This window comes from Roseateles sp. FW301-B2 (assembly GCF_058788955.1).
This window is the reverse complement of sequence record NZ_JBYTBE010000018.1, coordinates 53,474-65,446: the sequence shown is the minus strand read 5'-3', so window position 1 is coordinate 65,446 and position 11,973 is coordinate 53,474. Positions and strand designations below refer to the sequence as shown.

Annotated in this window: 11 protein-coding genes, 2 tRNA genes and 1 riboswitch; of the genes, 7 read left to right on the top strand and 6 right to left on the bottom strand. The window is 67.3% G+C overall.

The window, feature by feature from the left end; genetic code table 11:
• Positions 1-8: 8 nt before the first annotated feature.
• Complete coding sequence (gene fliE / locus AC3WQY_RS13910) at positions 9-368, bottom strand: flagellar hook-basal body complex protein FliE (RefSeq protein ID WP_285232488.1); 360 nt, start codon at positions 366-368, stop codon at positions 9-11.
• Positions 369-993: 625 nt separating this feature from the next.
• Positions 994-1,105, bottom strand: a riboswitch (cyclic di-GMP riboswitch).
• Positions 1,106-1,501: 396 nt separating this feature from the next.
• Between fliE and AC3WQY_RS13905 the strand changes: the two genes are divergently transcribed.
• The 7 genes from AC3WQY_RS13905 to AC3WQY_RS13875 are packed head-to-tail and all read left to right on the top strand — an operon-like array spanning position 1,502 to position 7,737.
• Complete coding sequence (locus AC3WQY_RS13905) at positions 1,502-2,332, top strand: FliM/FliN family flagellar motor switch protein (protein ID WP_492709160.1); 831 nt, start codon at positions 1,502-1,504, stop codon at positions 2,330-2,332.
• A gap of 3 nt (positions 2,333-2,335) precedes the next feature.
• A complete protein-coding gene (locus AC3WQY_RS13900; protein WP_492709158.1) occupies positions 2,336-2,698 on the top strand; it encodes a FliM/FliN family flagellar motor switch protein in 363 nt (120 codons plus the stop codon).
• Positions 2,695-3,450 (top strand): flagellar type III secretion system pore protein FliP, encoded by a 756-nt coding sequence (fliP, locus tag AC3WQY_RS13895; RefSeq protein ID WP_492709156.1) that lies wholly within the window; start codon positions 2,695-2,697, stop codon positions 3,448-3,450. The genes AC3WQY_RS13900 and fliP overlap by 4 nt, the downstream gene beginning before the upstream one ends.
• Before the next feature lies 1 nt (position 3,451).
• Positions 3,452-3,721, top strand: coding sequence for a flagellar biosynthesis protein FliQ (fliQ, locus tag AC3WQY_RS13890; protein ID WP_285232492.1), 270 nt, complete (start codon positions 3,452-3,454; stop codon positions 3,719-3,721).
• 8 nt (positions 3,722-3,729) lie between these two features.
• The gene (gene fliR / locus AC3WQY_RS13885; protein WP_492709154.1) at positions 3,730-4,521 is read left to right on the top strand and encodes a flagellar biosynthetic protein FliR; all 792 of its coding nucleotides are present in this window, start codon (positions 3,730-3,732) and stop codon (positions 4,519-4,521) included.
• On the top strand, positions 4,514-5,653 hold the full coding sequence (gene flhB / locus AC3WQY_RS13880; RefSeq protein WP_492709152.1) for a flagellar type III secretion system protein FlhB: 1,140 nt from the start codon (positions 4,514-4,516) through the stop codon (positions 5,651-5,653). The genes fliR and flhB overlap by 8 nt, the downstream gene beginning before the upstream one ends.
• Positions 5,650-7,737 carry a flagellar biosynthesis protein FlhA gene (locus tag AC3WQY_RS13875; RefSeq protein WP_492709150.1) on the top strand — a complete coding sequence of 696 codons (2,088 nt, stop codon included), beginning with the start codon at positions 5,650-5,652 and terminating at the stop codon, positions 7,735-7,737. Before flhB ends, AC3WQY_RS13875 begins: the two co-directional genes overlap by 4 nt.
• Here the strand turns inward: AC3WQY_RS13875 and AC3WQY_RS13870 are convergent.
• The 5 genes from AC3WQY_RS13870 to AC3WQY_RS13850 form a co-directional block, all read right to left on the bottom strand.
• Positions 7,712-8,407: a hypothetical protein gene (locus AC3WQY_RS13870; RefSeq protein ID WP_492709148.1), complete on the bottom strand. Its 696-nt coding sequence runs from the start codon at positions 8,405-8,407 to the stop codon at positions 7,712-7,714. The two genes, AC3WQY_RS13875 and AC3WQY_RS13870, sit on opposite strands and share 26 nt — an antisense overlap.
• Before the next feature lie 86 nt (positions 8,408-8,493).
• Positions 8,494-9,354 (bottom strand): flagellin N-terminal helical domain-containing protein, encoded by an 861-nt coding sequence (locus AC3WQY_RS13865; protein ID WP_285232497.1) that lies wholly within the window; start codon positions 9,352-9,354, stop codon positions 8,494-8,496.
• 130 nt (positions 9,355-9,484) lie between these two features.
• Positions 9,485-9,561: transfer RNA gene (locus AC3WQY_RS13860), tRNA-Arg, on the bottom strand.
• 104 nt (positions 9,562-9,665) lie between these two features.
• Positions 9,666-11,654 carry an OPT family oligopeptide transporter gene (locus AC3WQY_RS13855; protein WP_492709146.1) on the bottom strand — a complete coding sequence of 663 codons (1,989 nt, stop codon included), beginning with the start codon at positions 11,652-11,654 and terminating at the stop codon, positions 9,666-9,668.
• Positions 11,655-11,873: 219 nt separating this feature from the next.
• Positions 11,874-11,950 (bottom strand) — tRNA-Pro (locus tag AC3WQY_RS13850).
• Between the last annotated feature and the right edge of the window lie 23 nt (positions 11,951-11,973).

Here is an 11,973-nt window from a genome sequence, read left to right as displayed (position 1 = left end):
TGCGGGGCTCAGAGCTGCAGCTTGATCAGCTCGTCCATCGCGCCGACCAGCTTGTTGCGCACCTGCATCAGCATCGAGAAGGACAGGCTCGCGTCCTGGCTGGCCAGCATCGCGCCCACCAGGTCGTCGCTCTCGCCGCGCTCCACCGCGCCCATGCGCTCGATGGCCTGCTGCTCCTTGCCATCCACCTGATGCAGCGCCTGCTGCAGGCTGTGGCCGAAGCCCGCCGCACCGGCCTCGCCCGCCATGGGCGAGGCCAGGCGCAGCGCGTCCTGCTCGATGCGAGCCAACTCGGCCTGCACCGGCTGTGCGATGGCGCCGCCGTGGCCGGCCGACAGGGCCGCTGGCGTGATCGCGATGGCGCTCATGGATACCCCTTTTCAATATAGTGCGGGCCGCCTCGGCGGTGCCCGGCACAAACTCAGGACGTACGCAGGCCTTACCCCCAAGCATGGAGTAATGACAAGCAAACAGAAATACTGGACGCGGCCTTCGGCGATGACAACCGAAAACCCGACAAAAACTCGACCTTAAATACGCAGATGCAAGCCCATTTGATACTCCCGTTTCGCCCTTCTTGTTTTTATTAGCGCAATATCAAGATCAATTACAAAAATAGCAGCAGATATTCATGACGCAGGCATGAACAACTCAAGCAATTCATTCCGCTGCCATATTCAAGACAAACCCATCCCCTTGCCCAACGTCGCGGCAATTGCAGCTCAGGATGGATGCGTGAACGCGGCAACGAGCCGCCCGGCGCTCAGCTTGCGCCGACGCGCAGGGCCAGGCCCGCGCCAGGTGGCGCCAGTTCAGGAGGAAGAAGGAATCGATAAAGCTTGCTCATGCGCTGGTCCAATCGGGCCCAAATGGCCCTGAAGGTCGGCGGCAAGCCCTGGCGAAGGCCAGCAAAGGTCACAACAGGCCACTGGCGTGGCCCGGCAGGCGAGAGCACCCACAGACCCACGCAGCACGTGGATCGGCAGACTCAGGTCTGGCAACCCCGCTATCGTTACCCGAACCGCGCCCCTGTGGGAGCGCCGCCCGGATGGTAGACCGGAGGCTTTGCGACCCCGGCTTTCGCTCGGGTGTGCCCTGATGTATCCAACTGTACAGAGCCTTCGATACCGCCGCAAGCCTCCGCATCGATATTAGCGACGGCGCCTCCACTGCCCGTGAACTAGTTCACAGGCGGCACCATCCCAAAGCGCCCACCGGGTCTCCCGACCCAGCTTTCAGCCAATACCCACACGCCGCGCTCCGGTATATCCACGACCAAATCATGCTCACCCCTCGATATGGCGACCTGAAAACCATTTTTATTAAGCGCCGACGCCAAAAATCGTGAAATCATGCCGCCCGTAAACCCTAATATTAGAGGCAACCCTACATATTCGGCGGCCAGTTCCTAAAATGCAGGGCATCCGCCGGGCCGATTGCCATCCACGCAATCCGCGCCCATGCCTCGCGAAGCCACCGGCCGCTCCGGCCCCGCCGCCCCATGCCGCAACAAGCCTTGCCACAGGCCAACGCCACCCTGCCCCTGGACCCGCGCACGCTGGGCCGCCCGGTGCACCTGCTGCCACGCCTGGCCGAAAGCCTGCGCGAGGCCTTCAACGAGGCCCTGCGCCTGCAGCTGAACCGGCGCTACCGTAGCCAGTACCAGGTCAGCGATCTCGGCTTCCAGCCGCTGGAGGGCGTGCCGGCCGCCGGCCGCTGGCTGCTCGGCAAGGGTGCGGCCGGCGTGCTGGGCTGCCGCATCGATCGCCCGCTGGTGCTGGCCGTGATGGCACAGCGTTATGGCGCACTGCCGGACGCCGGCGCCAACCCGCCCGAGACCTCCAGCGAGGAGCGCGTGCAGGCCTGGCTGAGCCGTCTGCTGCTGGAGCCGCTGCAGGCCCTGCTGCTGGAGCCGGTCGAACCTGCGCCCTTGGGCGAGCTGCAGGCGCAGATGGCGCCGCAGTTGCCCGCCGGCAGCTGGCTGCTGCGCCTGAACCTGCGCGAGCCCGGCCAGGGCCTGGCCAGCAAGCTGGTGCTGGCATTGGCGCCGGCCTATCTGGACGCGGTGCTGCAGCGCCTCGCGCCGGCACGCGCCGGCGCGCCCACCCCGGCCCAGCCGCCGCTGGCGCGCCGCCTGCCGCTGACCCTGCAGGCGCGCCTGCTGGAGCGCCCGATGGAGCTGGGCGAGCTGCTGGCGCTGCGGCCCGGCAGCCTGATCCCCATCCACATGGGCCATGCCGAGGTACTGGTGGGCGGCACGCGCCTGTTCACCGCCGCGGTGGCCGAGCACCAGGGCAAGCTGTGCCTGACCTCTTTTGAAGATGCCGAGTAAGCCATGAACATGAACGACACCCCCGACCTGGAACATCTGCTGGACGATCTCGACGGCGCCGAGCCGGCGCTGCTGGGCCAGCCCGAGCTGGCGCCCGCGCCGCCCCAGCGCGCGCTGCCGCAACTGATGCGCAAGATCCCGGTGACGCTCACACTGGAGGTTGGCGAGGCAAAGATTTCGCTGCACGAGCTGGCCCAGCTGGGCGCCGACAGCGTGGTCGAGCTCGACACCCTGGCCGGCGAGCCGCTGACCCTGAAGGTCAACGGCGCCACCATCGGCCGCGCCGAGGTGGTGGTCTCGGGCGACAACTACGCGCTCAAGGTGATCGACATCGCCGGCCTCGATCTGGAGCAGCTGCAGCCATGATGCTCAAGCGCCTGCGGCGCGCGGGCCTGCTCCTGCTGGGCGCGGCGCTGAGCCTGGCCCACCACCCCGTCCTGGCCGACACGCTGAAGATCAGCGGCATGGGCGCGGGCGGCGCTGGCGACTTCACCGTCAAGACCCAGGTCCTCATCATCATGACCCTGCTCGGGCTGCTGCCCGTGCTGGCGCTGATGATGACCAGCTTCACCCGCTTCGTCATCGTGCTGTCGCTGCTGCGCCAGGCCCTGGGCCTGCAGCAGGGCCTGCCGAACCGGCTCATCACCGGCGTGGCGCTGATCCTGACGATTCTGGTGATGCGGCCGGTGGGCGAGCAGATCTTGGAAAAGGCCTTCGTGCCCTACGACGCCGACAAGATCACCCTCACCGAGGCGCTCAAGGTGGCCGAGGCACCGCTGTCGCGCTTCATGCTGGCGCAGACCAGCAAGAGCGCGCTGGCGCAGATCGCCAAGCTGGCCGGCGAGGAGCAGGTCGACAAGCCCGAGGCCCATGGCTTCACCGTCAAGCTGGCCGCCTTTGTGCTGAGCGAGCTGAAGACCGCCTTCCAGATCGGCTGCATGCTCTTCATCCCCTTCCTGGTCATCGACCTGGTGGTCTCCTCGGTGCTGATGGCGATGGGCATGATGATGCTGTCGCCGCTGGTGATCTCGCTGCCGCTGAAGCTGCTGCTGTTCGTGCTGGTGGACGGCTGGACGCTGACCGTCAACACCCTGGTCAGCAGCGTGAGGGCCTACTGAAATGAGCCCCGAGATCGCCATCGACCTGATCAGCGAGAGCCTGCATCTGGTGATGCTCTTGGTGACCCTGCTGGTGCTGCCGGGCCTGCTGGTCGGTCTGCTGGTGAGCCTGTTCCAGGCCGCCACGCAGATCAATGAGCAGACGATGAGTTTTCTGCCCAAGCTGCTGGTCACCCTGCTGGTGGTGGGCCTGATGGGCCGTTGGATGGTGGGCTCGCTGATGGACTTCTGCGTCTCGATCTTCGAGCGCGCGGCCACCTTGGTGGGCTGAGACGGACCATGGACCTCGAGTTCATGCAGCTGGCCGGCCTCCTCAGCGCGCTGTGGTGGCCGTTCTGCCGCGTCATGGCCATGCTCAGCGCCGCGCCGCTGCTGGGCGAGGCGATGGTGCCCGCCACCGTGCGCGTGCTCTTGTCGCTGGCTCTGGCCGTGGTGCTGCTGCCCATCTCGCAAAGCACGGCGCTGGCCGTCAACCCCTGGTCGCTGCAGGGCGTGGCCGTGGCGGCCGAGCAGGCCCTGCTGGGCTTTGTGCTGGGCCTGGCCTTTCACCTGACACTGGCGGTGATCAATCTGCTGGGCTTTCTGCTCTCGTCCCAGCTGGGCCTGGCGATGGCGGTGATGAACGACCCTATGAATGGCAGCTCGTCCGACGTCGTGTCGGGCCTCTTGGGCGTGCTGTGCATGCTGGTGTTCTTTGCCATCGACGGCCATCTGCTGCTGGTGGGCGTGGTCGGCGCCAGTTTCAAGGCCTGGCCGGTGGGGTCGGGTCTTGCGGCGCTGTCGCTGGAGACCATCGCCTACAACATCGCCTGGGTGTTCTCGGCCGCCCTGCTGCTGGCCCTGCCGGTGATCTTCTCCACCCTCTTGGTGCAGATCGGCCTGGGTTGGCTGAACCGGGTGGCGCCCAGCCTGAACCTGTTCTCGCTGGGCTTTTCGGTAGTGACGCTGTTCGGCCTCTTCATGCTGAGCCAGCTGCTCAGCGCCGTGCCGGCCCACTATCTGCGCCTCACCGAGCGCGTGCTGGAGCTGATCGATCATGGCCTGAAGGCCGGGGTGCCCGGCCATGTCTGAGTCCGCCAGCGGCGACAAGACCGAAAAGCCCTCGGCGCAGAAGCTGAAGAAGGCGCGCGAGCAGGGCCAGGTGGCACGCTCGCGCGATCTCGCCACGGCCGTCGCCGTGCTCTTGAGCCTGAAGCTGCTGGTGGCCCTGCTGCCCGGCTATCTGGACGACTTCGGGCGCCTGTTCCGCATCGGCTTCGCCACGCTGGAGAGCGAGGGCGCGCTGGACAATCTGCTGTCCGCGGCGATGCTGGACGCGCTCTGGCTGGTGGCCAAGATGGTGGCGCCGCTGCTGCTGGTGCCGGCCGCCGTGCTGCTGGCCTCGGCCTTCCCCGGTGGCCTGGTGTTCAGCGCCCAGCACTGGGCGCCGCAGCTCAACCGGCTGAGCCCGATGAGCAATCTGGGTCGCCTCGTCAGCGCCAAGCATTTCAGCGAGCTGGGTGTCTCCATCGCCAAGGTGCTGTGCCTGCTGCTGGCCTTGTGGCAGGTGGCGCGCGGCATGGCGCGCGACTGGGCCGGCCTGCAGGCGCTGAGCCTGCATGAGGCGCTGCTGCAGGGCAGCGGCCTGATGCTGGACGGCGCGATGGTGATGTGCAGCGTGTTCCTGCTGTTCGCCGTCATCGACCTGCCGCTGCAGCAGTTCTTCTTCATGCGCGGCCAGCGCATGAGCAAGCAGGACATGAAGGAAGAACACAAGCAGAACGAGGGCCGGCCCGAGGTGCGCCAGCGCATCCGCCAGCTGCAGCGCCAGCTCGCCAAGCGCGGCGTGCGCCAGTCGGTGCCGGGCGCCGATGTGGTGGTCGTCAACCCCGAGCACTACGCGGTGGCGCTGAAGTACGACGAGCAGCGAGCCGAGGCCCCCTTCGTGCTGGCCAAGGGCGTCGACGAGATGGCCTTCTACATCCGCGAGATCGCCGCCGAGCACGGCGTGCAGGTGCTGGTGCTGCCGCCGCTGGCGCGCGCCATCTACAACACCAGCCAGGTCCAGCAGCAGATACCCGCCTCGCTCTACAACGCCGTGGCCCAGGTGCTGGGCTATGTGATGCAGCTCAAAGCCTTCCAGCGCGGCGCACGCGCATCCCTTCCCCAGCTGCCGGCCGATCTGGCCGTGCCGGCCCATCTTTCCGAGCCCCAAGTCTCATGAACATGCTCTCGCGCCTGACCGCCCTGATGGCCCGCCACCGCGTCGCCTCGCCGCTGTTCCTGATGGCCATCCTGGCCATGGTGATACTGCCGCTGCCGCCGGTGCTGCTGGACATGCTGTTCACCTTCAACATCGTGCTCGCACTGGTGGTGATACTGGTCAGTGTCAACAGCAAGCGGCCGCTGGACTTCTCGGTCTTCCCCAGCATCATCCTGGCCACCACCCTGCTGCGCCTGTCGCTCAACGTGGCGTCCACCCGCGTGGTGCTGCTGCACGGCCACGAGGGCACCCATGCGGCCGGCCAGGTGATCGAGTCCTTCGGCAATGTGGTGATAGGCGGCAACTTCGTCGTCGGCATCGTCGTGTTCGTGATCCTGATGGTGGTGAACTTCATCGTCGTCACCAAGGGCGCGGAGCGCATCTCCGAGGTCTCGGCCCGCTTCACGCTGGACGCCCTGCCCGGCAAGCAGATGGCCATCGACGCCGACCTCAACGCCGGCCTGATCAACCAGGAGAAGGCCCAAGCGCGGCGCAAGGAGGTGGGCGCCGAGGCCGACTTCTACGGCGCGATGGACGGTGCCTCCAAGTTCGTGCGCGGCGACGCGATCGCGTCCATCCTGATCCTGCTCATCAACATGATCGGCGGCGTCGCGATCGGCGCCTTCATGCACGATCTGTCCTTTGGCGACGCCTTCCGCCAGTACGCGCTGCTGACCATCGGCGACGGCCTGGTGGCCCAGATCCCGGCGCTCTTGCTGTCGGCCGCGGCGGCCATCATCGTCACCCGCATCAGCGATGCCGGCGACATCGAGAACCAGATCGGCGAGCAGCTGCTGGCCTCGCCCGCGGTGCTCTACAGCGCCGCCGCTGTGATGCTGGGCCTAGCGGTAATCCCCGGCATGCCGGTGCTGACCTTCAGCGCCTTTGCCGCGGTGCTGGGTTTCGTGGGCTGGCGCATGAGCCAGCGCCAGCAGGCCGCGCCCAAGCCGGCCGCGGCGGTGGAGACGGCGCTGCTGGTCGAGGCCCAGCCCGAGCCCGACTGGCGCGCGCTGCCGGTGGTCGAGCCGCTGTCGGTGGCGGTGGGCTACAAGCTGGTGCAGCTGATCGATCCGGCGCACGGCGCGCCGCTGCAAAAGCGCGTCAAGGGCATGCGACAAAGCCTCAGCGAGAACCTGGGCCTGCTGCTGCCCAGCCTGACGGTGCGCGACGATCTGTCGCTGAAGCCGACGCAGTACAGCGTGCTGCTGAACGGCAGCGTGATCGCCCAGGGCGAGGTCTATGCCGAGCGCCTGATGGCCATTGCCTCGGCCCAGGTCTATGGCGAGCTGGACGGCGTGCCCGGCCTGGACCCAGCCTATGGCATGCCCGTCACCTGGATAGAGGCCCAGCACAAGGCCCATGCGCTGGGCCTGGGCTACCAGGTGGTGGACCTGGCCAGCACCATTGCCACCCACCTGTCCAAGCTGGTGCGCGACCATCTGCCCGAGCTGCTGCGCTACGAGGACATCACCGCGCTGATGGAGCGGCTGACGGCGCAAAGCCCCAAGCTGGCCGCGGCGCTGGAGAAGGCCTACACGCACAGCCAGCTGCTGAAGATACTGCGCCTGCTGCTGGCCGAGAACGTCTCGATCAAGGACATCGTGCTGATCGCCAGCACCCTGGTGGAGAACGCCGAGGCCACCAAGGACCCGATCCTGCTAGCCGCCGAGCTGCGCTGCGCGCTGCGCCGTCAGATCGTCTCCGGCCTCTGCGGCCCGGTGGGCGGCATGAAGGTCTTCAACCTCGGCAACGAACTCGAGAACCTGCTGCTGGGCGCGCTCAACCAGGCCCGCCAGGGCGGCGCCAAGGTCAGCCTGGACAGCTATCCCGTAGACCCGCAACTGCTGGGCCAGCTGCAGCAGCACATGCCCGCCGCACGCGACGCGATGAAGGCCCAGGCCAGCACCCCGCTGCTGCTGGTGACGCCGCAGGTGCGGCCGCTGCTGGCCCGCTACGCGCGCCTGTTCGCGCCGGGCCTGAACGTGCTCTCCTACAACGAGGTGCCGGAGCAGCGCGAGATCAGCGTGCTGGGTTCGCTGGGCTGAGCCCGGCCTCGCGCTGACGCAGCACCGCGGCGATTTCGGCCGCAGCGCGCAGCAGCCAGGCGCCATGCCCCAGCGCCAAGGGCTGAGACGCCGGCGCGCGCGTGGGCATGGGCCGCGTCAGGCGCACCAGCCAGCAGCGCCGCAGGCGCAGCGGCACCGCAGCCAGCGCGGTGGCGATCGCCGGCACCAGCGCGCGCAAGGCCTGCAGGGTGGCGGGCGAACGCGCGCCGAGCTGCAGCCACAGGCCTTGCTGCCAGTGCAAGAGCACCAACACCGGCTCGCCATCGAGCAGCAGGCCCAGCGCCAGGCTCGGGTCCTCCTGCGCGGCGCCGCCGGCATGGGCCTCGTCGCGATCGCGCGGCCAGCGCCAGGGCGCTTGCGGCGTGGCCATGAAGCGCAGCCCCTGCTGGGGCAGCGCCGCGGCCATGCTCAGCGCCAGCCTGCCGTCCAGCAGCTGCGCCTGCCAGCGCGCCGCCTCGGTGGCGGCGTCGGGCTGCTCGTGCAGCGTCTCCACGCGCATCGCCGTCAGCATGGCGACATCCATCGGCTCCGCAGCGATCGGCGCGATCACCTCGACGGGCGGGGCCGCCGGGCGCGCGGCGCGCGCGGCGGCCGGAGACAGTGCGGGCAGGGCCGGCAGCGCAGGGATGGGCGTGATGGAGGAGGCCATGAGTTCGAGGCATCGAAGGGCTCAAAACAAAAAAACCCGGCGCTCGCACGCCGGGTTTCTCGCTTGCAGGCAGTGCCTTGGCGGTATTACTGCAGCAGCGACATGACCAGGCCGGACATGCTGTTGCTCTGCTTCAGCATCGACGAGCCGGCTTGCATCAGCATCTGCTTGGTCGTCATGTTCGAGGTCTCGGTGGCGTAGTCCACGTCCATGATGCGGCCACGGGCCTGGGCGGCGTTGGTGCTGACGTTCTGCAGGTTGTTGTAGACATGGTCCAGGCGGTTGGCCGCGGCACCCATGCCGGCGCGGATCTTGCCGATCGTGTCCAGCGCGGTGTTGACCTTGTCGATCGCGCCATTGGCGCTGGCGGCATTGATTTCGGTGCCGGCGGCGCCGCCCGGGGCGGTGTACTTGGCGCTGACGGCGGTCAGGTCGGTGCCGGCCTGGGTGAAGTCGGCGCTGATGTCCACGGTCATCTTCTCGCTCGACGAAGCGCCGATCTGGAAGGTCACCGCTGCGGCCATGGTGCCGCCCACCAGCAGCTTGCTGCCGCCGAAGCTGGTGTTGTTCATGATGTTGTTCAGCTCACCGCCCAGGGCGTCGTACTCGGCCTGCATGGCGTCGCGATCCTTGGTGGTGGACGAACCGCTGGCGGACTCGGTAGCCAGGTCCTTCATGCGCAGCAGGATGTTCGAGACTTCGTTCAGCGCGCCTTCGGCGGTCTGCAGCATCGAGATGCCGTTCTGCGTGTTGCGCATCGCCACGGCCTGGCCGCGGGTCTGGGCGTCCAGACGGGTGGCGATCTGCAGGCCGGCGGCGTCGTCCATGGCGGAGTTGACGCGGAAGCCCGTGCCCAGGCGGGTCATCGAGGTGGACAGAGCGCGCTGCGAAGCGCCCAGCGAGTTTTGCGTGGAAAGAGCAGCGGCGTTGGTGTGCAGGCTAAGCATGGGAAGCTCCAGAAGTTTGTCGTCGTGATCGGACAAGTTGTCTTGCCCTCAGCCACACAAGGCGACGCGCCGCCCGCAGGACTTAAATGCCGAACGAAGAAAAACTTTGGAAACCGCCGCGGCTGCGGACTGGCCTGCCCGGAGGGACTCGAACCCCCGACCTGCTGCTTAGAAGGCAGCTGCTCTATCCAGTTGAGCTACGGGCAGTGTGTGTGTGAACAAGGCCTGCGTTCCCACGCAGGCCTTGCCCTTGATGCCCTTGAATTGTGCCATGGGCCTCGGGCAGGCCCAGCAACGGTCAAGAAGGCCGATCAGCCGATCAGCACGTTCACGATGGCGTTGCCGATGCCCATCAGCGCCGCGCCCGAGATCAGGCCCGCACAGATCGGCTCGCAGCCTTCCACCCAGCGCTTGTAGCCGGCGCTGCGGGCGTCCTTGAAGCGCTTGGAGAGCAGCCAGAACATCAGCGCGCCCAGCCACATGGCCAGGGTCGACTCGGGCGGCAGCACCACGCCCAGGCCCACCGAGACGGCGGAGATCTGGAACCGCCCCTTGCTGGCGATGCGCGCCACTTCCAGGATGATGGCGCTGACGACCGCGAAGCCCATCGCGATCAGGGCCGAGCTCGGCAGACCCTTGAGGCCCTTGGCGATGATCTCGGCCACGCCCTTCCACTGGATGGCGGCGGGCATCGCGAACTGCTCGGACACCAGGGTGGCGACCGAGCGCACGCCGTTCACATCCGGCGGCAGGAACAGCAGGAAGAACAGCGGCACGCAAGCCAGCACGCCGGCGATGATGCCGATCAGATGGCCCACCACCTGGTGGCGCGGCTTGCCGCCCAGCATGTAGCCGGGCTTGATGTCGGACAGCAGGTTGGCGGCGTTGGAGGCGATCTCCGAGGTCATGCCCGCGGGCAGCAGATTGCTGGCCGGGTTGGAGCTGTCGATCGCGCCCATGGTGAACTGGGTGATCTTGGAGAGCGAGCCGGTGGGCGTCCACGAGGTCAGCGCCATCGAGTTGGTGCAGATCACCGTCAGCACGAAGATCAGCGGCAGCGAGACCAGGGCCAGCAGCAGGGGCACGCCAAAGAATTCATGCGTGATCCAGGCACCCAGCAGGCCGAACACCGGCACGCCCACGTACGAGACCCACAGCGGCACCTCGATATGTGCCAGCAGATCGGTGCCGGCATCGGCCTTGGTCTTCTTGCCCGTCACGGACTTGAAGGCGGCGGTGAACAGCTCGGGCTTGGCGGCCAGGCTCACCAGCGAGCCCGTCACCATCATCGCCACACCCCACCACATCGACCATTGGTTGACGATCTCGGCACGCGAGATCGGCACGATGGCACCGCTGGGCGCAACGCGCTGCACGATGTCGCCCGCCTGGATCATGATGGGGGCGAGGATCACGAAGTTGATGAAGGCGCCCAGCAGGCAGCTGGTGGCCACGGCAATGCCCATCAGGCCGCCCACGCCCAGCATCGCGGCGTCGAGCGTGAAGCGCAGGCCGAGGGCGCGGAAGTCGGTGCCGAGGATCTTGGGGATCCACAGGTCCGCCTTCACCGCCGCCTGGTAGTAGTACTGGTCGAGGCGCTCGTGGAAGGTCCAGGGCTCCTTCATGCCGGCCCACTGATCCATGCGCAGCAGCTTGAACTGCAGCAGCTTCATCCAGCCGTCGCTGACGATGGCCTGGTAGGTGGCGGTGAGCACCGCCACCTTGGCGAGCAGGCGCGCCTTGTACATGCCCTCGCCGGCCTCGCCGGTGTAGAGCGAATCCAGCACCACGCCGCAGGCACGCCCCTCGGGGAAGGGCAACTGGTCTTCGTTGATGAAGCGGCGCTTCATCGGGAAGGCCACCAGCACGCCCAGGGTGGAGATCACCGCGATCCAGATCATCAGCTGCCACCAGGGGATGATCTTGCCGCTCACCAGCATATAGGCCGCCATGCTGGAGAACAGCGGCGAGACCACATAGCCGGCGGCAGTGGCGATGGACTGGGTGCAGTTGTTCTCCAGCACCGTGTAGTCCGAGGCCCAGCCCGCGGCATGCATCATGCGGAACATCGCGAAGGCCAGGATCACCGAGGTCAGGCCCACGCCGATGCCGATGCCGGTCTTGGCCCCGATATAGAGGCTGGTGGCGGCCAGCACGCCGCCCAACAGGAAGCCGGTCAGGCCCGAGCGCAGGCTCAGCTGCGCCATGTCGCCGCGGTAGATGTTCTTGAACCACCACTCGTCTTTCTGGGCGCGCGTCCAGGTGTGGATCTGTTCTTCGCTGAGCTGTTGTATCGCCATGCTGTGCTTGATCGATCTGTTGAATCTCGGGGGCAGGCCGCGCGCCAGCTTGTGGCCAGGCGGGCGACCGCGCTTGTCGCGGTGCGCGCGGATTGTCCCAGCCGCGGTCAACGCTGGCTGTCCGGGTTGACCTGGGGGCGCAAGCTCGGCGCGGCCCTTTTCAAAAAGCAAAACCCGCTGGGGACGGCGTCCGCAGCGGGTTGGCATGGTGTCAAGACATGGTCGGGGCGGCGGGATTCGAACTCGCGACCCTCTGCTCCCAAAGCAGATGCGCTACCAGGCTGCGCTACGCCCCGACTAAGCCGGCCATTGTAGCCTG

Bases quoted from the DNA above. Each gene is read 5' to 3' on its own strand.
- fliE (WP_285232488.1), bottom strand. From the start codon at position 368: ATGAGCGCCATCGCGATCACGCCAGCGGCCCTGTCGGCCGGCCACGGC.
- AC3WQY_RS13905 (WP_492709160.1), top strand. From the start codon at position 1,502: ATGCCGCAACAAGCCTTGCCACAGGCCAACGCCACCCTGCCCCTGGAC.
- AC3WQY_RS13900 (WP_492709158.1), top strand. From the start codon at position 2,336: ATGAACATGAACGACACCCCCGACCTGGAACATCTGCTGGACGATCTC.
- fliP (WP_492709156.1), top strand. From the start codon at position 2,695: ATGATGCTCAAGCGCCTGCGGCGCGCGGGCCTGCTCCTGCTGGGCGCG.
- fliQ (WP_285232492.1), top strand. From the start codon at position 3,452: ATGAGCCCCGAGATCGCCATCGACCTGATCAGCGAGAGCCTGCATCTG.
- fliR (WP_492709154.1), top strand. From the start codon at position 3,730: ATGGACCTCGAGTTCATGCAGCTGGCCGGCCTCCTCAGCGCGCTGTGG.
- flhB (WP_492709152.1), top strand. From the start codon at position 4,514: ATGTCTGAGTCCGCCAGCGGCGACAAGACCGAAAAGCCCTCGGCGCAG.
- AC3WQY_RS13875 (WP_492709150.1), top strand. From the start codon at position 5,650: ATGAACATGCTCTCGCGCCTGACCGCCCTGATGGCCCGCCACCGCGTC.
- AC3WQY_RS13870 (WP_492709148.1), bottom strand. From the start codon at position 8,407: ATGGCCTCCTCCATCACGCCCATCCCTGCGCTGCCGGCCCTGCCCGCA.
- AC3WQY_RS13865 (WP_285232497.1), bottom strand. From the start codon at position 9,354: ATGCTTAGCCTGCACACCAACGCCGCTGCTCTTTCCACGCAAAACTCG.
- AC3WQY_RS13855 (WP_492709146.1), bottom strand. From the start codon at position 11,654: ATGGCGATACAACAGCTCAGCGAAGAACAGATCCACACCTGGACGCGC.